The organism is Candidatus Liberibacter solanacearum CLso-ZC1, assembly GCF_000183665.1.
Taxonomy (GTDB): domain Bacteria; phylum Pseudomonadota; class Alphaproteobacteria; order Rhizobiales; family Rhizobiaceae; genus Liberibacter; species Liberibacter solanacearum.
This window is the reverse complement of sequence record NC_014774.1, coordinates 196,449-217,047: the sequence shown is the minus strand read 5'-3', so window position 1 is coordinate 217,047 and position 20,599 is coordinate 196,449. Positions and strand designations below refer to the sequence as shown.

Here is a 20,599-nt window from a genome sequence, read left to right as displayed (position 1 = left end):
CTGCTTAGCCTTGCTATTTTTTTATTTTTTATTTGTTCTGAGGATTTGAGTAGATTACAGCTACCTAAGGAAAAGGTGATTGACGACACTGTTACTGAAGAGATTAAACCTCATTTCTTGACAATCACCATACTGTGTTTATTATTCATGCCTTACCTTTTCAAAGGTTAGGCAAAATTTTACAGATAATACTGTAAAATCAATTGTTTTAATGGTGCACCCGACAGGTTTAATATATGGTTGAAAAATCAATAACTTACATTAAAGTAGGACTAAATCCGAATCATGAAGAATCAATGACTTAGAAGCCGTATAGTCTTACTTTTTACACACAATCTGCTATCATTTTAGCCGCTTTATAAGCAAGTTTCTTTGAGTTTACTTCTCTTGTATAAAGGTCAGCCATATCTGTTTTTGACCATCCAAACATGGCCATAAGTTCATGTGGACTAGCACCCGCATTAGCTGCAATAGTTGCTCCTGCTTTTCTTAATCCGTGAGCTCTACATTTATCGGGAAGCCCTGCTTCTTTGCATCTATCTCTAAACCAGTTTCCAAAAGAACCTGAAGAAGAAAAAGGTTTGCCGATAGCAGTGATTAAAAAAGTACCTCTATCTACTCCTACTGCATCTAAGCATTTTTGCAAATCTTCAAAAATCGGAACATGAACTTGTTTGCCTGTTTTTTTGGTATGGATTGATAAAACACTGTCTTTGACGTGTTGTTTGCCAATTCTTATTACATCGGATCGTCTTAGTCCTAAAAACAACATAAGCTCTAAAGCTAATCTTGCCATTGTATTGATAGGATGATGTTTACGGTAAACTTCTACTTGTTCCATTGTCCATGTATGCATTCCTATCGTTCGGATAGGGGGTCGGCATACCCCGATTACTGGATTCTTTGTAATTAATTCACACGTTTCCGCCCATTTAAATACTGGGGAAATGGCTTTTAAAAATGATATTGCCACTGATGGCTTACTTGATCTTCTATCTACAGCGTTTTGTAGATGTCTGCGTGTTATTTTAGCAAAAGGAATATCACCTGAATCTTTGATAATCTGATAAAACAGATTATCTCTTACTCTTCTAGTAGTAGGATTTAAAGATTGGAAATGTCCACTTAATCTGTACTGATCAATAAGCCATTTGAACGTTCCTTTGCTTCCATGGTCGCCTTTCTGTCTTAAACGTCCCGCAAGAGCATCGGCATACGTTTCCATGAAGTCTTTAGTACCATAGACGTTAGGTAATCGTATGCGTTTTCCTTCTTTCTTAAAATACCATACTTTCCTTCCATGCCTTGTGGTCTCATGGGATAAATAAGGATATCTGTGTTTTGTCATAGTTAAATCACAAAATTTTCATATGGTTCAGAATGTTCTGGAGGATTCATATCTTCTTTTGAATCAAATTCTGGATATATGCGAATGCATTGTCCGTCTTCAGTAAATTCAATCATTACATTTCTTTTGCGAGAAACACTCGCTATTTTATCTAACTCTTTTTGCTTTAGTTTCATCTCACTTCCCCTCCTTAACCATTTTTCTAATTTGACAGATCTGTTGACAAGCAATACCTAGATGATCATTTGTAATTTTGAAGTCATAAGCCCCTTGCATTCCGAAGATATCGTCATCTTGGGTTAGGCTTGCCAGTTGTTTCGCTGATGTCTTCTTCGCTTTTAACTCTTTTTTCTGACGGGGGAGTTATGAAGATGGAGGTTACCTTTTTGCCAAAGCGTTTTTTAAAAACATCCAGCCCGTCAGGAGTCAGAATAGTTAAGACATCAAACTCCTTATCCATAAGCTCTAGGATGTCTTGTTTGAGCAATCCATAGTGTTCATTGCGATAGACGGTAGTTTCGATAAATCGGCCTTGTTTATCCCACTCTTTGAAGCGCTTAAGACTAATGAAGCGGTAGTCTACTCCGTCTTTTTCATCTCTTCTAGGCTTTCTCGTGGTAGTGCCAAGTGGATAAGTTAGATTATAACTCTCTTCTACAACTCGTTTTGCGATTGATGTTTTACCAACACCTGCTTTTCCCATTAAAACAAATATGTGAGACATTTTAATACCCCACTTCGCTTATAATAGGATGAGCCAAAGAGTATAGCTCAGGGAAGTGCTCGGCTAATTTAATGATACGAATTTCTATTTTATCATAATCGGCATCAAGAAGAGGGGTCTCATCGGACAGGCGGTAATACCATCTGCGGTGGTGAAGTACTATTTTAGTGAGGTATTCCGTTTCGATCAAAGCCTCCCAGAAGCTAAGTTGGCTGACGGGCTTAAAATCATTGATTATTTTTAAAAGTTGGCGGGGTGTTGGCAAAAACTTTGCCTCAAATTTCAGTAGAGATTTGAGCTGTCGTCGTTCTTTATCGGTCAGCGGGTTTCCCAGATTTCCCCGAGAGCAAAGGTGGTTATGGAGTTTGGTGTTAAAATCAGTCATAATTAATTTCCTTTCTTTAAAGCGTTTAAAAGTATTTCCTGCACAGTTGCTTTAGTTTGCAGTCGTTTTAAGATGAGTTCATCGATGGTGTGCTCAGCGATGAGATAGTGGATGAACACCGCTCTTTTGAACCCAGCTTGTTTTTGTCTCAAAGGTCCTATTCGCTCAATCATTTGCTGATGCGTTTCTAAATCCCACCAGAGAGAGAAGAAGACGAGAATATTCCCTCCGTATTGTAGGTTTAACCCATGAGCACAAGACGCTGGATGAGCGAATAACAGTGGTATTTTGCCAGCGTTCCAGTCTTTAATAGTCTGTGGATTTTTGTCTAAATGTCGTCCTTGCGGAAAAGCTTTGAACAGACGCATTAAATCGCTGTTAAAGTGATAAGCAACAAGAAGTGGGCACCCTCCTGCTTCCTCAACAATTGCTTTTAAAGCTTCAATCTTGGCGTTGTGTACTTCTTTCCAACTGTGGTTTTCATCCGTGTAGACAGCTCCGTTTGCTAATTGTAGACATTTGACGGTTTTTGATGCAGAGTTAAACGCCACAAGGGGCTCGCCTTGAATCTCACAAAACAACTCTCGTTGAAACTTGCGATAGAGTTTTAAAGTTGATTGTGCCAATGCTATCTTGTGGATGGTGCAGATAGGTTTACTAATATCGTGATAATCGGCGATATTGAGCGATAAACAACGATCGGATAGTTTCGCTTCTATTTCTTGTTGAGCATGGGGCTTAGGGGTATGCTTAACCGCACTTACGTGAGCACCGACCCGATGAGTGTTAAACCATTTTTGAAGAAAACAATCATACGTCATTCCTAGTCTTTTTCCTTTATCTAAAAACCAGAGTTGACCCCACAAATCTATTAAGCCATTCGGGGAGGGTGTTCCTGTTAATTCGATGAAGTGTTCGGTTTGCCAAGCGGGACGGGCTAATGCCTTACACATCTTTCCGCCTTGGCGTATTCTAAATGCTTTGAGCTTTGTACTCTCGTCTACGATGATGGTTGAGAAGTTCCACTGATTCCCCAAGAGTTTAACCAACCAAGGCACATTCTCGAAATTAGTAACGACCAGAGAAGCAGGTTGGTTTAAGGCTTGAATCCTTTGTTTTTCTGTTCCTGTAGCGACGGCGACGGTCATATTCTTGAACGCTGACCAGCGTTTTACCTCGGCACTCCAGACCGATTGAGCAACTCGCAATGGGGCGATGATGAGAGCAGGGCGAGGATCAAGCATTTGAATGTAGGATAAGGCAAAGAGAACACTCACGGTTTTACCCGAACCCATGGAAGCCCATACAGCACAGCGTTTGTTCTGTAGCATCCAATGCACCATCTTGATTTGATGAGATTCTAACACGAGCATGCTAATTCTTTCAAAAAATTATCTACTTCCTCAGCGGAAAACAGCACTTTAACCCGCTGTCCTCTACGGAGTAGTTCTTCTATTTCTATTTTCTGCTGGGGCGATAATCGTCCTGAAGGCTGTTTGACTTCAATCCACCATAGACGCCCTTGAGGCGTTATGATTAATCGGTCAGGACAACCCCGATGACTAACGAACGATGCTTTGCGAACCCAACAATCAAGTTGTTGCACACCTTTTACTAAACGCTTCTCAATCTCGTGTTCGCTCTGCTGGTGCGATAACCCTCTCATTTGCGGTACCTCAAAGCTTCATAACCCTCGGCTTTGAGCGGCAAACCTTTTGCCCATTTTGGGTTCTGGGTCATTAAAAAACAAAGCTCATCAGAGCTAAATTCTGGTGTATCTGGCGTTTCACAGACGATCTCATCGTGAACGGTGAGAACAATGTCATAACCCGCCCTTGTAGCATTGATCATCCCGCAAGCTAGGATATCTCTGCTAATCGCTTGCACAATATTCTCAGTTAACTTTCCGCCGTATGTTCGCTCTCTCATTATCTGTGCGGTGGCTGTGTTGAGATAGGAACGGTCGCTTTTAACATCCCTATAAACAAGCTTTCTGTTTGATGGCAAAGTGATGAAAACGTTTTGATGTTGTTTCTTCATTAAGAGCGGTGGAACTCCTGCAACCCGCCGTGCCGATATCGAACGTCCATCTTTAATGACACAGTCAAAAGCCTCTTCACAGTCTTTCCATAACTGGACTACGCCTTTATGTTTAGCCCGCCAAGCAGTTTTAACTAACTCGCACGCTGTGCCGATAAACGGATCATGAACGGCAAATTCTGGATAGGTTTCTTGCATCCACAAGCACCGTCGTTGTGCTTGTTCCCAATCATCACCCGTTGCGGTCTGTTTAATGCTCTTGCTAAATTGCTTTAAATCTAAGCCCAAATTGGATGCCATTGTTTGGAACACTCTAGCCCCACCTTGATAACCTAGTGCTAATTCCATGACTTTGCCGATGGCTCTTTGATCCTTAGTCACATTTGAAAGGGGGATGTTAAACGCTTTGGAATAGGCGGTTTTATAGATATCTTCGCCATTTGCAAAAGCGTTGAGTTTCCACTGTTCACCCGCAATCCAAGCAAGGACGCGGGCTTCAATCCCTGCTAAATCTGCAACAACGAGCTTCTTTCCAGTTGATGCGATAATACAAGAACGAACACAATCGCTGGCAAAGCGGAGGGGATCGTCTGACGGGAAATTGCTACTTTCTATTGCTTCTTCAATCGTTTCATGGGAAGTATTTGGACGTGGTAAATTCTGTGGCTGAAACACACATCCAGACCAACGACCTGTACGACTTGCTCCATAAAACTGTAGTGTTCCCCGTAATCGTAAATCAGGACTAACCGCACCTGATAGCGTATTTAACTTTAAAATTGCGGATTGAGATGACGATAGGCGGTTATTTAAAATATCTTTTGCTCGTTGTGTAATGTTAGGTTGAGACAATGCCGTTGCTATTGTACTTTCAGCCATATCTGGCAGATCTAATCCCATATATAAGAAGAGATATTTGTTTAAAAGGTCAGTTTTGCGAGAAGATCCAATAACACCGAAAGTTAAAGTCTTCAGCTCTTCGTCTAATTTCTCACGTTCAAAAGCAATTAGTTCTTGTAACTTCTTCACTAAATTAAGATCTATAGCGTATCCTCGATCGTTAATCTCTTGATCAAGAAGCCACAAATGCCGTTCGTTCTCAGATAAAGGGGTAAGCCTTTTATATAACTCCCGTGTTGCTTCAACGTCTCTTTTGCAATACTCACCGAATAACTGCCAAGCTTGAACGTGGTTAGCCCTTTTAGCATCATAAGGCGATTCCTCAATTGATCCCTTACAAAAGCGGGCGATAAGAGCTTTCCCTTCTTCCATTTTGGTAAGAGTTTCTGGGAACTTCAAAGCCATACAGGCGTTCTTCAGCGATGCGGGCAATCCATTAATCCGTGCTAAAGTGCTTGTACAAATCCAACGTCGAGGGGGAATAGTGATATTTAGAGACTTTTTAAACAGTATTCGCTCAAATAAACTGTTGTGTGCAACACACACTACAGTATCATCTTTTAAATGCTTCAGAAGATCAGAGGGCATTACAGGATTAGCAGTGCAATCCCAGAGTTTGATAGTCTCATCATTGTGAGCATACGCACAAAGGGTGATCTTCGCTTCCTCTGCGTATGCCCAAACCCCTACTTTGGGTAAGGGCTTGGGACTTCTCGTCTCAATGTCTATGAACAACTTGGGCATTGGTTAGTTCCAAGGTAGAGCGTCGGGTTCCGTCTCTGCGGAGGCAAAACTTGAGACTGAACTATCGCTGTCTTCCTCTTCGCCGTAGTCATCAAACTCAGAGGCATTCGCTTTCGGTGATGCCCCCCAACGTTCATCATTCTTGAAGAATTGAACCCCTGTTAATGTGCAGGAAAACCCTTTGGTTTTAAAGGTTCCTAACTCATATGTTGATATGTTGAGCTTAGCAATTACCCAACAACCTGCATAGAACACATCACGGGGATTGCTCACAATTTGAGCTTGGCGGTCAACGAGAAGAGGTTGAACAAGCTTGTTTTTAGCAGAGATATACCAGCTATTTGTATACGCTTTTGTGTAAGTCTCAGGCTTTGTAGCGGTGGCTATCTTCTCATCGCCGTCCTTAATGATGGCTCTTTTATTGATTCTGGCTTGCTCAATAAAACGATCAGGATTCATGTTAGGATAGCTGTCTTTTGCAGCTTTCCTTAAAACCTCTGTGAAACGGGCTATCGTTTCCTTGTTTGTTTTAGGGATGATGATATCAGCACCAAAATACTCCATCACGGAGTTATCGCCTAATGTCATCTTTGTCATCTTGTCTAAGGCTGGGTAAGAGAGACGCCCTTTAATTTTAATCGATTGCATGGTAAATTTCCTTTCTTAGTGAGTTTGATGGTTACCTATAAGTTTTTGTAAATACGGAACTATTACTTTCGGATTCCATTTAAGGTATGGTGTTGATCCCTCTACATGTTGCAAAGCTACATCACACATCTTCCCGCCTAACTCTTCGCCTTTAGGGGTTGGAAGAAATCCTTTCTTTGTATGTTTAGGAATTTGAAGCCCTAAATAAGTAAGCCAACTGTTCAATGCTTTAGCTTTTATTACCGGATTAAGACTTTTACCTATTTCCGTAGGGGCTAGGTATTCGTCGTTATCAGGGGATAGAAGATGTTTGATATCCATAACTTCCAGTTGGTCAACACCTGTTATTTTTGTTACCCCTCGGTTAACCTTTAATAAAAGCTGATTGTCTTTTAATCCCGCTTGCTTAGCTAGTACTTCAAGATGTTTGTGAAACCGCATAATGGTTGTAGCAGAGGGAAGCTTTTGCGGTTTGATTGAATAGCTACCAGTCTTGCGAAGAGTAGGTAAAACCTCTTCAAATACCCAGCGTTCAAACTTCTCAGCTGATGGCAATTTGCTTTTAACTATTAAACGGTAAACGTCGGATTCAAGAATAACCCTAACCTTTTGTATTCCTCCGTCAGTCTTAAGGGGGTAGCGTTTTACTACCCCCTTGCAATGTTCATTTACAGCCTCATTAGAATTTTTATACCCTAAAGCTTCCGCTATATCTTTCGCTACAAATAGAATAGTATTGTCTTCATCCACAACAGTACGAATCCTATTGCTTTCAAATTCAAATGGTATTATGTTTATGTTATTCATTAGTAAACTCCTTTCTTAGTGAGTTTGATGGTTACCTATAAGTTTTTGTCTAAATAGATGTGCCCAAATTTGGACTGATCTATTTCCGCATCTTTTAAGATATTTTCTATGTCTCTTAGAACGTGTTTATGTTCTTTACCCGTAAGCTTTGCGATCTCTCTACTGCTCATGGTTTTGATATTTGATGCTCTATTGATTTCTTGCATGGTTTCGGATATATTACTCACGAATCAATGTTCCTTTCTTGGTTAAGTTACTCATTAGTAAACTCCTTTCTTAGTCTAATGAGGCGAAATCGCTTATTTCTGCCTTTTGGATTCGTGGTACTGGTGGAATATCTCGGGGGGCGATAACGGGTTTGCCGTCGCCTCTCGTGATCAGTTCTTGCAATTCCTCCCAAACGTCGCTTGATAGTGTTTGATCCTTGCGGAATTGCTCAACTTCTTTAGGGGAAAGCAGAATTTTCTTAAACGCCTTGTCGCCTAAAACACCCGTTAGATATTCAGTTGCTTGCTCAATATCTTTAAAAGTTCGGTTGCCTTTCCTCCCCTCAACGAGTTGATACCCTTTGACTTCCTCACCCTCGCTCAACCTCTTAAAAACCTCTTCTTTCAAAGCTTTGATGTATTGTTCAATGAGAGGAAGAGAAGAATACGCTTTTGATAAATCTACTTCGCACCCGCTTTTGGGATCTCGGATCGTTTCAAGCAATACATGGCGACTCAGAGCAGGGCATCGCGTTTTGGCTCGACAAAATCGGCAAGCGTCCTCATCAACTCCGTAAACATTTTGTGGAATAGCTCTTTTGCCCTTAAGGCTTAAAGCATGCTTGCCTTTAGCTTGGAACTCTTTAGCTTTCTCTCGTAATTCCTCCGAGGATATCGTCCATTCTTGCAACGGTGATCCCGCTCTGATACGGGGTTGAATGATGGTAAGCGTTACGGTTTCAGGGCTTCCGAAGATATCACCGTACTGATGCAAAGCCCCCAGAGCATACAACATCAATTGGGGGTTATGCTCAGGATTAACAGGAACTCCTGCTCCATATTTAAAATCGGCAATAACCCAATGTTTATTGTTAAAGATGATGATATCCGCTGTACCTGTTGCACCTTTTTCCGTTGTGAAAGGCTCAAGGGGTACTTCCGTTTCCGATAAAAGATTTCCAGAAAAAGAACGGACGTACTCACAAGCCATTTGAACACTAGACGCCATTTCAGCATCAACAATGCGGGTATCGTTCTCAAAAGTAATCTTTCTATTGGCAAATGTCTCTGCATCAACCCCTTTTTCTAGACAATGAGCTAAGAGGTTATGAGCGAACGTTCCCTCAAGAGCATAACTACTAGTTGTTTGTGGTATTTTACTCTCAAGTGTAGGGGCGATAGGACACTTCAACCAACGATGGCTACTTGAAGCCGATAAAAAAGCATGCCGGGTCATAAGTCTTAACTCTCTTAAATTTATTTAATATTCTTAAGCTGGATTTGGATCGTCTGGATCATTAGAAAACATGATGTAAAGTAGATACAAGATTGCAAAAACCGAGGCGAAAACCAGCATGAAATCAAGCATTGCTAACCCCCGATAACCTCTCTTCTAACTTCCTAAAATCTTCATCCGTGCAATCTGTAAAGGTCTTATGAGCACCAAGAGCAGGGACTAAAATATCTAATAAGAACTTAGATTTCCCCGCATCGCCGTGCTTCTTCATGTAAGCTCAAAGCTAAAACCGTTACTCTGTGCTTTAAGTCTGGATCACCTTGAAGAGGGGCGGTTGTTGTTTGGGGTTTGGAAGAATGTGTAATCTCTTTCAACCCATTCGTTATTAACGCTAGAAACTCACATAACTTTGCAACGTCCTTAGCTCTAATCGCCTCTTTAATCGCTTGTACACTCATCTTCAACTCACTTTCACGCATGTTTTTATTTGGTTGGGGGTGAGAAAAAAGCTAGGACAAAAAACCCACCCCCAATACCCACCGTGGGTATCTTTTAAATCTGATCGGCGTAATAGGCGTCAGCGTGTTCTTGATCTGGATGTTCTCTTGGTTCTTCTTCTGGTTCTTTTTCTGGCTCTTCCCAAGACTCTTTCAATAAATCCTCAAGACGGTTCGCCGTTGGGCGTAACACTGAGAGATACATCCTCATCTCTTCCATCGCGTCTAGCTTGTCTAAAATGGTGTAATCAGACCTCTGAAGATCCCTAACTAAATCACAACACCACAAGAACCGTTGGTCTAAACTTCTGATCAGCTCCTCAACCTCTTCCTTAATCGATGGTTCAGGTTCTGGATCAAGGTTAAATCTAGGGTTGTTGAGACAGTTAAACTCATAGTTCGCTTCAATCTCTTCCATATAATGCTGTTTAAGTTTGCCCACTTTTTGCTCCTATTCTTTTTGATTTTGTATTTTTAGATAGTTATTTATCTCTGCCTATTTCGGTATCTCTTCGCTCTTAATCACATCTTCTACATGATGGGCGAGCTCGCCTAATCTCTCGACCCCCTCGGAAAGTAAACGGCTTCTAGCTTTGAGTAACTCCTCTGATATGCTGTCCATGACATATTCCGCCTTATCCACTTGTTCTACTGCTTTGAACAGGTAATAAGCCCCTAAAACCTCCTCCACTATAAGCGGGTCAAAATCCGCCATTCGTTGCCTCCTCATATCCGTTAGCTGTTTCAATGTTGAGGACATTATCTATCAATAAATCTAATTTGTCAAACATTATTTTAGATATATTGATAGATTATTTTCTAGACACCTCCAACATCCCATGGTATAAAAGGAATATCACGTACAACTAAAGAATAAGGATAGTTTTGAGATGGATAAAGAACCAGAAGAATTTGAGATCAAGCCCGAGAACGCCAATAAATCTTGTGATGAAGACATTTGCGAGGCGTGCCAATGATCAATATTAAGCTAAAAACTCGGGTTTTTGAGAAGAAGAAAGGGACTAGCACAGAAGTTGTAGCGTATAGCCCGCTAGGTGCCGACGCCATGCTCACTATAAAAGTGGATATTGACGGACGTATAAACCAAGATAGACAATCCTCTGTTGAAAAGTTTGTTATTCGGGCTGTGTACAAACTACATTCGGATGACGGTTTAAAGGATATAGTATGAGGAAGTTATCCGAGGAAGAGAGAAAGCGACGTACAAGGGAAAGTATGCTTCGGTATATCCAAAAGAATAAAGATAAACTTACCGAATATTATCGTCAGTACCAACAAAAGAATAGAGATAAACTTACCGAAAATAAGCGTCTGTATCGCCAAAGGAAGAAAGAAGAACGTAACGAATATCAGCGTCAATACTACCAAAATAATAAAGAAGCACGTATCGAATATCAGCGTCAGTACCTACAAAAGAATAAAGATAAAATTAACGAATATTATCGTCAGCACTACCAAAAGAATAAAGATAAACTTACCGAAAATAGTCGTCAGTACTACCAAAGGAAGAAAGAAGCACGTATCGAATATCAGCGTCTGTATCGCCAAAGGAAGAAAGAAGAACGTAAAGCTTATAGGCGTCAGTATATCCAAAATACTGAAGACAAACAACAAGCCTCTAGTCGTCTGTACTACCAAAAAAATAGAGAGAAGCTAATCGCCTATAGTCGTCAGTACCACCGAAATAATAAAGAGAAACGTCGAGCCTATGATCGTCAGTACCGCCGCGACATCAAGCAAGGGAAGTTAAGGGAAGCATTCTACGGATGCACTTTTAGAACCTATGGAAATGACTAAAGGTGAAATAGAAGCATTAGAAGCTAAGATTGCAAGACTGAAAGCAAAACCACTAGAAGAACTTATTTATAAGAGGGCTTAAATGTCAGTAATGCAATGGAAACCACAGGCTAAACAAGCCATTAAAAACGGGTTTAAAATCATTCCTTTACGCCATGGTGATAAAAGACCATTGAGAGCGGGTAAGTGGGAAGAGCAACTACTTTCAAATGAGGATATTGATAAGCTTCCATCTTGTGGCTTCGGGCTTGTATGTGGTGTAGGCGAACAGCCCATTTACGCCTTTTGACGTTGATTCAAAAGACAAAAAAATTGCTGATACTTTTAAAGATGCTTTTGAGCTTTATCACGGAAATTCAATCGTTAGAATAGGGCAAAAACCTAAGATTCTTATTCCTTTTAGGATGGCAAAAGCAGGGATTAAAAAGAAGCAGACACCTAAAAGTCAGCAAGGACACCTTGATATTTTAGGGGGAGGGCAGTATTTCGTCGCCTATAACATTCATCCTAAAACAAAAGAAGAATACACATGGACAACTCCGCCGGATGCATTTAAAGCAGAAGAACTTCCTTTGCTTTCTGAAGAAGATGTTGAGCATCTCTTTGAATTTTTTAAAGAATCTACAACTCCTGTAGTCAAAGCGAAAAAAGAGATTAAATCCCCTAAAGAGGGGAATACTAAAGGCAATAGACGCTACACCAATAGAGAGATAACCGCCTTTTTATCTTGTTTTGGCGAGGAGTTTACCAACGGAACACACGATGAGTGGATACCTGTTGTTATGGCTATTCATCACGAAACACAAGGATCGCATGAGGGTAAAGAACTTGCCAGACGGTGGAGCAAGCGAGGCTCTAGTTACGATGAAGAGAATTTTAATTACAAATGGAGTACATTCGACTGTGAAGAAGAGGGGGATAGTGAGAAGAAACGCTCTACCTTTGCTTCTATTTTTTATCACCATAGAAAATTAATACCTGATGGAATTTTAGAAGAACGTTTTAGTGATGCGTATAATAAAGCAATGTTCTCTGTTTTTAAATCAGGATACTTCCTTTATGCATCTGATACAAAAGCTTGGTATAAAAAGGACAAAACCAACCGTTATATATGGCGGATTACAGATGATAAAATAGCTGGTTATATCATGGAATTTCTTATCTCCATGAAGAAAGATGCCTTTGACCTTTGTGAGGAAATCGAAAATAAGGATGGCACTAAGAAAAACCCTAGAGCATTGTATCTTAAGGCTTATGCAAAAAGAAATGCCTGTGAACAATCAAGATCTAAATCAACGGCAAATGCCATTGAGGCAAAAAGCCCATTTCACATATCATCAGAGATATTTGATGCTAACCTGAGATATATAGGTGAACGAGACGGTATCCTTGATATGGAAACAGGACAACAAATTACGCCAAAAGAAGAACTATATATCACTAAATCAACAGGAACTCCTTTTGTTGAGGGCAAACCATCGGCAGAGTTTATGAATTTAGTATCAAACTATTTTGAAAGTAAAGAGGTTATGAACTTCTTTACCCGTTGTGTTGGCATGGCGTTATTAGGAGGCAATGAAGCCCAACGATTTATTCATATTCGAGGGGTTGGTGGAAGTGGTAAAAGCACCTTAATGAACCTGATTAAATTTGCTTTTGGTAATCAATACGTCATTAACGCCGAAGCCAGCGATGTTATGCAGAATCGTCCGCCAGAAGCAGGAAAAGCAAACCCTAGTCTTATAAGGCTTATGGGTTCTCGGGTTGTTATTATCAGTGAAACTAACGAGAATGACGAGTTAAATGCAGCGAAAATAAAACAAATGACGGGTGGCGATTGTATGACTGCCCGCCTTAACTACGGCAATACATACAGCGAAGCACGGGCTAGTTTTACTCCTTTTATCGTCTCCAATAAGCATTTGTTTGTCAGAAACCCAGATGATGCATGGTGGAGACGCTATATTGTTATCCCTTTCGACAAGCCTATAGCTAATAGAGATGCAACATTCGCCCAAAAGCTAGAAACTGAATATGCCTTAGAAGCGAAGAAGTGGTTTATGGAGGGCATTAAAGCGTATATCCGCAACGGTCGGAATCTTGATGTTTATGTACCTGAAGTATGTATAAACGCTAAAGAGGAAGAAAGACGGGGAACAGATACCTACCAAGCGTGGATTGACGACTGTTGTGACGTTGGAAGCGACCTTTGGGAAGAGAGTCGTATTTTAGCAAAAAGTTACAGTGAATACAGAGAACAAGAGCTAAACTACGATAGAAAGCGTATATCAACGAGAACAGTTACCCTTAATCTAAAGCAAAAAGGGTTTATAGGAGGTCGAGAATGGGACAAATCAAGTTCGGATAGAGGGAAATATCTAAGTTTAATCAAAGGCTTAAAACTTAAGCCCGCTTTCGAAGATATCGAAAACGAGCCTAATAACGTATTAGATTTTAAGAAATAGTGGATATCTAATCTTTAGAAAGTAAACACTATGTAAAAAACTGATTATCTCTACCATGAATAGTAGAAAAATCTAGTAATATATGGAGGTGCGATATAAGAAATAAACACATAGAAACATAGAGGAGCAACATAAAAAAGACACACAGAAAACGATTTAGCGGTATCCCAAAAGCTAATACGCTCAGGGGCTAAAATAAATAAATCTTCTTTTTGTAAGGTGTTACTGTGGAGTTTGTTGACGAAATTATTATAGGAGGCACGAAATCCTCTTTCTAGTGCTAAGTACATTGTGTCAATAGTGGCAAAAGCCATAGTCAATAATAGACAAGTAAATCCCGATAGAGTTACGTTAGTTGTGATAAACAAAAATAAAAATAATAGAGATATGCAACACGTTTTGATGAAAAGACTATTTAACGCCATTCTTTTGATTATGTCTTGGTGCATTTTAAGATGTAAATGAACTGCTTGGGAATTAATATCAATGGAAGTATTATTTTCCGTCATTTTATTGCTCCAATGTTTACCGCCTTTTATATCTTATATTATAAAACAAAAACCTAGTTAAATCAAGATATTAAAACAAATCCCCACTCACTCAATAACCTCTTGTAGCCAATGCCACACTCCGTAATAACCTACGGTTTTCCCTATCACTTTCCAACGCCTCCTTTTGTCTGCGTCATCAAGACCAATAGCGGAAGCAACGGAATGAGACAAATGCCCACCAGAATTCTCAGCCGGGTATTGCCAATTATCGATACTAGTTGAATTTATTATGTTCCCCAGACTCTCGTTAGTATGTAGCCTTGCACAGCGTATCGTCGTACGCCCGCTTAGCCCATTTTCCATGTGTTCTTTTAATGTTTTGCCACCTATTTTAACTCTATCAGGGGTTAATAGGTTATTATCATTCGTCCCTATGAACAAATTCCCATCACGAGTAAACATCTGAGCTATACCTTTGCCATCTTGTCCTTTAAAAGATATACAAGGGTTTTTGTTCTGTTCGGTAGCTTGTAAAGTAAGACTACCATTACAGACGTGTTTCTCAGTGTTTGCTATTCTGGCTTCTAGTGCGTCTATCATGTTCTTTAAATCTTTAATCCTATTATCAAGAGGCTTTAAATCTACAGGTGATTTGTTCTCAATAGCACCAACACGTACTTCGACCTTTTCTACTCTAGCACCAAGAGGCTTTAAATCTACAGGTGGCTTCTTTTCTAATGTCTCTAAAGTTTTAGCTACTTCTAAGCTTTTGGATGCTAAAGCCGTAACATCTCTATCCATCTGGATAATGTCAACGTCATCAACCTTTTGGCAAAGACGAGATACAATCTCTGTAAGATTTCTTGCTCCTGTCTCTATCCTATCGGTTTTGTTTCCTAAATGAGTAATCTGTTCAGCTATATCCGCTTTAAACTTCTTTAGGGTCTCTCGGAGGGATATAAGATTGTCTAGCTTGTTTTTGAGTGATTCAACTTCACTAGAAGACGCATCCTTGAGACCTTTGATCTCTTGTTCTAAACGCTTTATAGCTTCTTGGGTTTTAGCACTAGTGTTCTCAAGAATTAAATTCAATTCATTGGGAGTAACATAAAGATCCTTTAGATTGCTCAAGTCTTCTTTTGTAGCAGTTTCCGCTAGTCGTCTTTCGTGTTCATCAAGGATCTTGATCTGATCTGTAAGAGATAAGGAATGAACTTGTACGATAGTTGCAGTGTTCTTTATTTCTTCTTGAAACTCTTTTTCTACTTTATCTATTTTTGGCGGTATCTTGTTTATCTCTTCTTTAAATTCTTTTTCTACTTTGTCTATTTTAGGCGGTATCTTGTTTATCTCTTCCATACAATCATCTATTCTTCTTGTAAGAGTTTTATGACTGTGTTTTGCAGAGGATTTTGCAATGTACTTTAACCTCTCGCCCTCAAATATATGTAGTGTATCGCTGTTATTATAGTCGGTAAGAAGAGTAAGCATACCCTCATCACAATCAACAGTGAACTCTTCTCCGTATTCTAAAGGCTTACTTTCTTCGCCTTTAACAAATTCCGCATGCACTGTGGTAGGATCATCAAAATTCCAAGGGATAATGTAGTAAGATGTCGTACAAACATACGATATAGAATGTTCTTTAATTCTTAATTGTCTATATGTCATTGACTTATTTCCATTTCCACCAGCACATCAGCTCAAAGCATTAGCTATGTCATTATTATCAATTTTAAATCCAGAATGCTGTAATCTCTGTATTAGCTTATGTGCTATGTCTTTAACATGTTCGTTAAAAGGTAAGTATATAATACCACTTATATCGGAGGGTTTTTCTAAATGTTGTTTTTGTAAGATAACTACATTCTCCCTCCCTAAGGAAGAAAGCAACATACCCATCTCTAAAATAACATTCTGTCTAGCTCTGGGTTGCCTGCTTTCGATACCTTCTGTACTAGAATATCCATAGTCATCGGGGGTTAATAGTACAATACCAAAACGATTTTGAGTTTTTACGATTTCTTTCTCCAATTCTTCAATAATAGTTATCCCGTTTCCCGCAGTGTTTTGAAGTATAAATTGGTTTTCTATTCCTAATTTATAAAGTATTAGTTCTAGTTGATCTTTAGAATCCATATCATGCCCATGCACAATAAACACTCGCTCAGAATGGGCTATACGTGAATTAGAGTTACTAATACGGGATTGCTCTATCGCTTTCTTTAAATTTACATGCAAAAGTTCATCCGTTGATTTACCTTGGAAAACAACCGAATTAGTGCTTGGATACCATAATAGTATTCCTCCTTTGTTGCTTACGAATCTATGAGGTTTAATACTGTCTGCTAATTCCCAAGTACCTTGTAGCTCTTCCTTTTTTACTAGGTCTTTTAATTCTTCTATGCTACCGTGAAACGTTAATTTATATTTTTTCATTGAATCTTCTTCCTTTATTGTGCTTAAATGAAGATTCAATTTATTATCATACTGATTATTTATTGCAACCATCTTCTCTACCCCCATTTCCACCATAGCATCATCACTACAACTCCAAATAAGAGCAGAATATTAAACGCTAATTTGACTTTATCTAGTTTTGTTAGTTGTTTACTCATGGTTCTTGTCCTTACGTGTGGATCTTAATTTCTCTATATATAACGCTACTAATATCGAGTTCTTTTCTCTCAAAAATTCATTCTCTTTCCTCAACTTATAAACTTCCAAAATATCTAAAAGTACTAAAAGGGCGAGAAAGACTAGTCCGCCAATACAAAAAGCAGTAAATATCATTACTTCTTCTTTCTCTTCTTGCTTCTTGGAATTTTGGCATTTCTAAAGGATAATTTAACAGGTTTTCTACGCCGTTTAACCTTTAAATGGTCGTATATTAAACCACCAACACAAGCCAAAGCGACGATGATGCAAACAATAACTACAAAGTGATTAAAACTAATGCTGATCATTATTTTTGTTCTCCATACCAAGCTTCAAGAAAAATAAAAATCGCATAAAACAGTAGAAAACACGTTGTGAAACCGAACATGAAATTAAGCATCGTTAGTTCCTTTCTGCTTCGATTTCATCTTCTCTCATCCCATCCGCTATATATGCTATAATTGTAGCGTTGATTGCGTATTGGATCTGATCTGCCACTAGTTTGCTCCACATAGGTTTATGTGGATCATCGTGTTTATCTTCAAGTTGGAAGCCATCTTGTACAAGCATATAATTAACCTGTGGAACGGTTAGCTTAGGTGTAAGCATTTCACCAATTTCAGTAGGGGTATAATATTTAAGTTTAGGCGATAGCATAGTAAATACTCCTTATATTTTAATGATTTGCTTTCAAAATATCTAAGATGTTTTCTTGCCACTTGATGCTTTGAACGATAGAGCCATCAGAGTGTTTCTTGCCCGAGTCAAATACTCTTCCTCCTAACTCCTTGCCTTTCGTTGTAAGTATGTTTCTACGTTTTCCTGATGGTTCATGTTCAACTAAGAGGAAACCCAAACGCACAAGTCGTTTATTGATTTCTCGACCACTTAACTTAACTGGTAGTTGTTCACCTAATGCAGTAGCGGTGTAATACTGGCTGTTATTAGGGGTAGGGATATCTAACGTGTTGGCGGGATTAACCCCTAAGACACTCTCCATCACTCTAGAAGAAGCTATTAAGATCTGGTTTTCGTCTATTCCTGCTTTTCTCATTAAATTACCGTGGTTGTCTGTCAGTAACCGTAGCTCTTTCAACAATCCACCAGTTATAAAGACTTGTGGCTTCGGTGGTTTAATCGAATAACTACCTGTTTTACGTAAGGTTGGTAAAACCTCTTCAAATATCCAACGTTCGAACTTCTGTGCGGATGGCAATTTGCTTTTAACTATTAATCGGTAAACGTCGGGTTCTTTAATAACTCTAGTCTTTTGCTTTCTTCCGAGACTATCAACGATGGGGCGGTGTTTTACCGTACCATCACAATGTTCATTTACAGCGTCATTAGGACGTTTATACCCTAAAGCTTCCGCTATATCTTTCGCTACAAATAGAATAGTATTATCTTTATCTACAACGGTACGAATCTTATTGCTTTCAAATTCAAATGGTATTATACTACTCATAGTTAGTTTCCTTTCTTCTTTATCTGTTCATTGTTTTATTCTTTTGTCGCTTAAAAGCCCCCTGAGCATCCATACTTAAGGGGCTTTTTTGCTTTAATCGATGGCTATTTCATCGTCTAGATGGATGACTTCAATACTGTTGTCTTCTTCATCGTCTAGAAATTCTACGGCTATATCTTCTGACACCGCTTGTTTAACTTCTGTTGTTGTATTGTTTGGAATAGTAACCAATCCATCAACAATGTTATTCTTTGGTTCATCCGCTAGATTACAGCCCGCTAATAAGCCACTAGTTGCAATGATAGATGCTATTAAGAATGTCTTAGTTTTCATTTGATATATTTTCCTTTCAATAGTGGATTTTAGTTGGACTGAATGATTCCCGCCCTTTTAAACCTCGAGGGGCGGGAGTTATTTTAAGATGCTTCTTTGATTTGTCCGTTGCATTCTATGTGGATATCACCACTTAAGACATCTACACCGCCTATGCAGGTATCGCCGAATACTAGGACATCCCCAACTAATACGGCATCATCTCTTACTTCGGCATTTCCGTATACTTGAACATTTCCTAATATTCTAGCATTGCCTTTTACTTTGGAATTACCAGATACTAGGGCACTTCCGTATACTCTGGAGCATCCGAATACTTCTGCATTCCCGTATACTTTGGCATTTCCGAATACTTCGGCTTTTCCGTCTACTATGGCATTTCCGAATACTTCGGCTTGTCCGTATACTTTGGCATGTCCGCTTACATAGGCATCTTCGTATACGTTGGCTTTTCCGTATACCATGGCATGTTCCCCAATCCAACAATTACCATCTTGACTTAGACGAGCTACACTATCTACCCATCCGCCTAATTTACCCTTTTTAACAATAACCCCGCTAACCTCCTTGATATCTCTTAAAGCTTTGATGCGGTAAAGCGTTACACCTTTCCGTTCTACAATTTCGTTGGTTAGTTCGTATTTATTAGTCATTATCTATTCCTAGGTTTCTTAACTAATTTTGGTTTTGGTTAGGTGTGTTTTAGGTGTGTTAAAGCGTACTTCTATTTCGAAGTTCTCTTGTATTAAATCATCTGCAAAATCGGATCTATCAAACGAACAAAACTTTTCAAATGCATCCACCATATCATCTAATATTATGTCCTTTATCATAGCCCTTATGCCAAGCCCGCTATAATCTGGATTCATGTGAACAGCAATTTCATGGTAAAGGTCAGACTGTATATATCGCCCCAACGCATACGATAAATCACGGTTTAAGTAATGTTCTTTGAACCTCTCAAACATGTCTTCTTTATTCAATTCTAACTCTTCATGTTTTTTAAAATCTGCTTGTAATTTTGTTGTCATTATCTATTCCTACTTTTTTAAATCATCGTTCTGTTTAACTAGGGGTAGTATCTATCAATAAATCTAATTTGTCAAACATTATTTTAGATATATTGATAGATTATTTTATATAAGTAAGCCTATAATACTTTACTAAATCTTTGATTTGGGCTATAAATAAGGTATGGAAAAGGAACTAGAGAACACCTTAGATTGGCGGGAAATAGGGCAACGCTTTAAAGAAGTGCGTGAACGGCACAATTATAAACGTTCGATGATTATGGAAAAAACCGATGATCAAGGTGGTGCTGTATATAAGTATGAAGCAGGCGCGCAACCCGCCAGCACTAACTACGCTTTGTTTCTACGTAATACATTCGGTGCATCTTTCGATTGGTTGTATGATGGTGTAGAGAACTTAAGATCCGAAAGGGATAGGACTGAAAAAAAGATTTTCAACCCCCGTGCTATAGGGGCAAGGTTGAAAGCTATTAGGTTAAAAATGGGCTTAACTCAAAAAGAGTTCGGATTATTAATAGGTTTATCATCTGTGGGAGTTGGTAATATAGAGAACGGACATAGAACACCCGAAATCAAGACTGCCCTTAAGATCAAGAGGGCTTTAGGAAAGCCACTAGACTGGATATATTTTGGTGATGAACCGATCATACCAAAAAAGAACAGACTACAAGCAAAGCAAAGCAAATCAAATCAAATCAAATCAAATCAATCTTCGCCAAAAGCAAAGAAAAAGTCAAGGTTGTAGTAGACGTTTTACACAACTCTTTACAACTATTTGATGTACTTATGCGTTATATTAACG

The 20,599-nt window shown here is 39.1% G+C and carries 26 protein-coding genes and 1 pseudogene; 4 read left to right on the top strand and 23 right to left on the bottom strand.

Going from position 1 to position 20,599, the window contains the following annotated elements:
• Positions 1-325: 325 nt before the first annotated feature.
• From CKC_RS01070 to CKC_RS01010, 14 genes and pseudogenes are all read right to left on the bottom strand, one after another.
• Positions 326-1,348: a tyrosine-type recombinase/integrase gene (locus CKC_RS01070; RefSeq protein ID WP_044054051.1), complete on the bottom strand. Its 1,023-nt coding sequence runs from the start codon at positions 1,346-1,348 to the stop codon at positions 326-328.
• A gap of 2 nt (positions 1,349-1,350) precedes the next feature.
• The gene (locus tag CKC_RS06115; RefSeq protein ID WP_013461630.1) at positions 1,351-1,524 is read right to left on the bottom strand and encodes a hypothetical protein; all 174 of its coding nucleotides are present in this window, start codon (positions 1,522-1,524) and stop codon (positions 1,351-1,353) included.
• A 113-nt stretch (positions 1,525-1,637) separates the two neighbouring features.
• Complete coding sequence (locus CKC_RS01065) at positions 1,638-2,072, bottom strand: nucleoside/nucleotide kinase family protein (RefSeq protein WP_013461628.1); 435 nt, start codon at positions 2,070-2,072, stop codon at positions 1,638-1,640.
• Between the two features lies 1 nt (position 2,073).
• Positions 2,074-2,457 (bottom strand): DNA ligase, encoded by a 384-nt coding sequence (locus CKC_RS01060; RefSeq protein WP_013461627.1) that lies wholly within the window; start codon positions 2,455-2,457, stop codon positions 2,074-2,076.
• 2 nt (positions 2,458-2,459) lie between these two features.
• A complete protein-coding gene (locus CKC_RS01055; RefSeq protein ID WP_013461626.1) occupies positions 2,460-3,830 on the bottom strand; it encodes an SNF2-related protein in 1,371 nt (456 codons plus the stop codon).
• Positions 3,818-4,123, bottom strand: coding sequence for a VRR-NUC domain-containing protein (locus tag CKC_RS01050; protein WP_013461625.1), 306 nt, complete (start codon positions 4,121-4,123; stop codon positions 3,818-3,820). Before CKC_RS01050 ends, CKC_RS01055 begins: the two co-directional genes overlap by 13 nt.
• The gene (locus CKC_RS01045) at positions 4,120-6,141 is read right to left on the bottom strand and encodes a DNA polymerase (RefSeq protein WP_013461624.1); all 2,022 of its coding nucleotides are present in this window, start codon (positions 6,139-6,141) and stop codon (positions 4,120-4,122) included. The genes CKC_RS01050 and CKC_RS01045 overlap by 4 nt, the downstream gene beginning before the upstream one ends.
• A gap of 3 nt (positions 6,142-6,144) precedes the next feature.
• Positions 6,145-6,789 carry an ssDNA-binding protein gene (locus tag CKC_RS01040; protein WP_013461623.1) on the bottom strand — a complete coding sequence of 215 codons (645 nt, stop codon included), beginning with the start codon at positions 6,787-6,789 and terminating at the stop codon, positions 6,145-6,147.
• Between the two features lie 15 nt (positions 6,790-6,804).
• Positions 6,805-7,596 carry a phage repressor protein gene (locus CKC_RS01035; RefSeq protein ID WP_013461622.1) on the bottom strand — a complete coding sequence of 264 codons (792 nt, stop codon included), beginning with the start codon at positions 7,594-7,596 and terminating at the stop codon, positions 6,805-6,807.
• Between the two features lie 35 nt (positions 7,597-7,631).
• Positions 7,632-7,766, bottom strand: coding sequence for a Rha family transcriptional regulator (locus CKC_RS01030; protein WP_244392027.1), 135 nt, complete (start codon positions 7,764-7,766; stop codon positions 7,632-7,634).
• 106 nt (positions 7,767-7,872) lie between these two features.
• Positions 7,873-9,039, bottom strand: coding sequence for a DUF2800 domain-containing protein (locus CKC_RS01025; RefSeq protein WP_013461620.1), 1,167 nt, complete (start codon positions 9,037-9,039; stop codon positions 7,873-7,875).
• Between the two features lie 124 nt (positions 9,040-9,163).
• Positions 9,164-9,497 (bottom strand): annotated as a pseudogene (locus CKC_RS01020) (hypothetical protein).
• Positions 9,498-9,591: 94 nt separating this feature from the next.
• Entirely contained in the window at positions 9,592-9,978 is a 387-nt protein-coding gene (locus CKC_RS01015) for a hypothetical protein (RefSeq protein ID WP_013461618.1), read from the bottom strand.
• A 54-nt stretch (positions 9,979-10,032) separates the two neighbouring features.
• Positions 10,033-10,266, bottom strand: a complete 234-nt coding sequence (locus CKC_RS01010; RefSeq protein WP_143827761.1) for a hypothetical protein — start codon at positions 10,264-10,266, stop codon at positions 10,033-10,035.
• Between the two features lie 458 nt (positions 10,267-10,724).
• Here CKC_RS01010 and CKC_RS06240 point away from each other — a divergent pair, with 458 nt between their 5' ends.
• From CKC_RS06240 to CKC_RS00990, 3 genes are all read left to right on the top strand, one after another.
• Positions 10,725-11,354: a hypothetical protein gene (locus CKC_RS06240; RefSeq protein WP_013461615.1), complete on the top strand. Its 630-nt coding sequence runs from the start codon at positions 10,725-10,727 to the stop codon at positions 11,352-11,354.
• A gap of 82 nt (positions 11,355-11,436) precedes the next feature.
• Positions 11,437-11,643: a bifunctional DNA primase/polymerase gene (locus CKC_RS06235; RefSeq protein WP_013461613.1), complete on the top strand. Its 207-nt coding sequence runs from the start codon at positions 11,437-11,439 to the stop codon at positions 11,641-11,643.
• Positions 11,644-11,758: 115 nt separating this feature from the next.
• Complete coding sequence (locus tag CKC_RS00990) at positions 11,759-13,819, top strand: phage/plasmid primase, P4 family (RefSeq protein ID WP_013461612.1); 2,061 nt, start codon at positions 11,759-11,761, stop codon at positions 13,817-13,819.
• A 50-nt stretch (positions 13,820-13,869) separates the two neighbouring features.
• Here the strand turns inward: CKC_RS00990 and CKC_RS00985 are convergent, their stop codons facing one another.
• From CKC_RS00985 to CKC_RS00945, 9 genes are all read right to left on the bottom strand, one after another.
• Positions 13,870-14,328: a hypothetical protein gene (locus CKC_RS00985; protein WP_013461611.1), complete on the bottom strand. Its 459-nt coding sequence runs from the start codon at positions 14,326-14,328 to the stop codon at positions 13,870-13,872.
• An 87-nt stretch (positions 14,329-14,415) separates the two neighbouring features.
• Positions 14,416-15,981 (bottom strand): hypothetical protein, encoded by a 1,566-nt coding sequence (locus CKC_RS00980; protein ID WP_013461610.1) that lies wholly within the window; start codon positions 15,979-15,981, stop codon positions 14,416-14,418.
• A 27-nt stretch (positions 15,982-16,008) separates the two neighbouring features.
• The gene (locus CKC_RS00975) at positions 16,009-16,845 is read right to left on the bottom strand and encodes a TIR domain-containing protein (RefSeq protein WP_244391957.1); all 837 of its coding nucleotides are present in this window, start codon (positions 16,843-16,845) and stop codon (positions 16,009-16,011) included.
• Between the two features lie 257 nt (positions 16,846-17,102).
• Positions 17,103-17,276, bottom strand: a complete 174-nt coding sequence (locus CKC_RS06110) for a hypothetical protein (protein ID WP_013461606.1) — start codon at positions 17,274-17,276, stop codon at positions 17,103-17,105.
• Between the two features lie 94 nt (positions 17,277-17,370).
• A complete protein-coding gene (locus CKC_RS00965; protein WP_013461604.1) occupies positions 17,371-17,625 on the bottom strand; it encodes a hypothetical protein in 255 nt (84 codons plus the stop codon).
• A gap of 19 nt (positions 17,626-17,644) precedes the next feature.
• The gene (locus CKC_RS00960) at positions 17,645-18,433 is read right to left on the bottom strand and encodes a phage repressor protein (protein ID WP_013461603.1); all 789 of its coding nucleotides are present in this window, start codon (positions 18,431-18,433) and stop codon (positions 17,645-17,647) included.
• A gap of 93 nt (positions 18,434-18,526) precedes the next feature.
• Entirely contained in the window at positions 18,527-18,766 is a 240-nt protein-coding gene (locus CKC_RS00955; protein WP_013461602.1) for a hypothetical protein, read from the bottom strand.
• An 83-nt stretch (positions 18,767-18,849) separates the two neighbouring features.
• The gene (locus CKC_RS00950; RefSeq protein ID WP_013461601.1) at positions 18,850-19,419 is read right to left on the bottom strand and encodes a hypothetical protein; all 570 of its coding nucleotides are present in this window, start codon (positions 19,417-19,419) and stop codon (positions 18,850-18,852) included.
• A gap of 18 nt (positions 19,420-19,437) precedes the next feature.
• Positions 19,438-19,797, bottom strand: coding sequence for a hypothetical protein (locus CKC_RS00945; RefSeq protein WP_013461600.1), 360 nt, complete (start codon positions 19,795-19,797; stop codon positions 19,438-19,440).
• Positions 19,798-19,960: 163 nt separating this feature from the next.
• On the opposite strand from CKC_RS00945, the gene CKC_RS00940 reads away from it, so the two are divergent.
• Positions 19,961-20,542: a helix-turn-helix transcriptional regulator gene (locus CKC_RS00940; RefSeq protein WP_013461599.1), complete on the top strand. Its 582-nt coding sequence runs from the start codon at positions 19,961-19,963 to the stop codon at positions 20,540-20,542.
• The last annotated feature ends 57 nt before the right edge of the window (positions 20,543-20,599 follow it).

Coding starts and splice junctions, on each gene's coding strand:
- CKC_RS01040 (WP_013461623.1), bottom strand. CDS start 6,789: ATGCAATCGATTAAAATTAAAGGGCGTCTCTCTTACCCAGCCTTAGAC.
- CKC_RS06115 (WP_013461630.1), bottom strand. CDS start 1,524: ATGAAACTAAAGCAAAAAGAGTTAGATAAAATAGCGAGTGTTTCTCGC.
- CKC_RS00965 (WP_013461604.1), bottom strand. CDS start 17,625: ATGCTATCGCCTAAACTTAAATATTATACCCCTACTGAAATTGGTGAA.
- CKC_RS00960 (WP_013461603.1), bottom strand. CDS start 18,433: ATGAGTAGTATAATACCATTTGAATTTGAAAGCAATAAGATTCGTACC.
- CKC_RS00945 (WP_013461600.1), bottom strand. CDS start 19,797: ATGACAACAAAATTACAAGCAGATTTTAAAAAACATGAAGAGTTAGAA.
- CKC_RS00990 (WP_013461612.1), top strand. CDS start 11,759: ATGGCAAAAGCAGGGATTAAAAAGAAGCAGACACCTAAAAGTCAGCAA.
- CKC_RS06235 (WP_013461613.1), top strand. CDS start 11,437: ATGTCAGTAATGCAATGGAAACCACAGGCTAAACAAGCCATTAAAAAC.
- CKC_RS01070 (WP_044054051.1), bottom strand. CDS start 1,348: ATGACAAAACACAGATATCCTTATTTATCCCATGAGACCACAAGGCAT.
- CKC_RS01060 (WP_013461627.1), bottom strand. CDS start 2,457: ATGACTGATTTTAACACCAAACTCCATAACCACCTTTGCTCTCGGGGA.
- CKC_RS00980 (WP_013461610.1), bottom strand. CDS start 15,981: ATGACATATAGACAATTAAGAATTAAAGAACATTCTATATCGTATGTT.
- CKC_RS00985 (WP_013461611.1), bottom strand. CDS start 14,328: ATGACGGAAAATAATACTTCCATTGATATTAATTCCCAAGCAGTTCAT.
- CKC_RS01030 (WP_244392027.1), bottom strand. CDS start 7,766: ATGAGCAGTAGAGAGATCGCAAAGCTTACGGGTAAAGAACATAAACAC.
- CKC_RS01055 (WP_013461626.1), bottom strand. CDS start 3,830: ATGCTCGTGTTAGAATCTCATCAAATCAAGATGGTGCATTGGATGCTA.
- CKC_RS01045 (WP_013461624.1), bottom strand. CDS start 6,141: ATGCCCAAGTTGTTCATAGACATTGAGACGAGAAGTCCCAAGCCCTTA.
- CKC_RS01035 (WP_013461622.1), bottom strand. CDS start 7,596: ATGAATAACATAAACATAATACCATTTGAATTTGAAAGCAATAGGATT.
- CKC_RS01050 (WP_013461625.1), bottom strand. CDS start 4,123: ATGAGAGGGTTATCGCACCAGCAGAGCGAACACGAGATTGAGAAGCGT.
- CKC_RS01010 (WP_143827761.1), bottom strand. CDS start 10,266: ATGAGGAGGCAACGAATGGCGGATTTTGACCCGCTTATAGTGGAGGAG.
- CKC_RS00955 (WP_013461602.1), bottom strand. CDS start 18,766: ATGAAAACTAAGACATTCTTAATAGCATCTATCATTGCAACTAGTGGC.
- CKC_RS00950 (WP_013461601.1), bottom strand. CDS start 19,419: ATGACTAATAAATACGAACTAACCAACGAAATTGTAGAACGGAAAGGT.
- CKC_RS06110 (WP_013461606.1), bottom strand. CDS start 17,276: ATGATCAGCATTAGTTTTAATCACTTTGTAGTTATTGTTTGCATCATC.
- CKC_RS01065 (WP_013461628.1), bottom strand. CDS start 2,072: ATGTCTCACATATTTGTTTTAATGGGAAAAGCAGGTGTTGGTAAAACA.
- CKC_RS01025 (WP_013461620.1), bottom strand. CDS start 9,039: ATGACCCGGCATGCTTTTTTATCGGCTTCAAGTAGCCATCGTTGGTTG.
- CKC_RS00940 (WP_013461599.1), top strand. CDS start 19,961: ATGGAAAAGGAACTAGAGAACACCTTAGATTGGCGGGAAATAGGGCAA.
- CKC_RS00975 (WP_244391957.1), bottom strand. CDS start 16,845: ATGGTGGAAATGGGGGTAGAGAAGATGGTTGCAATAAATAATCAGTAT.
- CKC_RS06240 (WP_013461615.1), top strand. CDS start 10,725: ATGAGGAAGTTATCCGAGGAAGAGAGAAAGCGACGTACAAGGGAAAGT.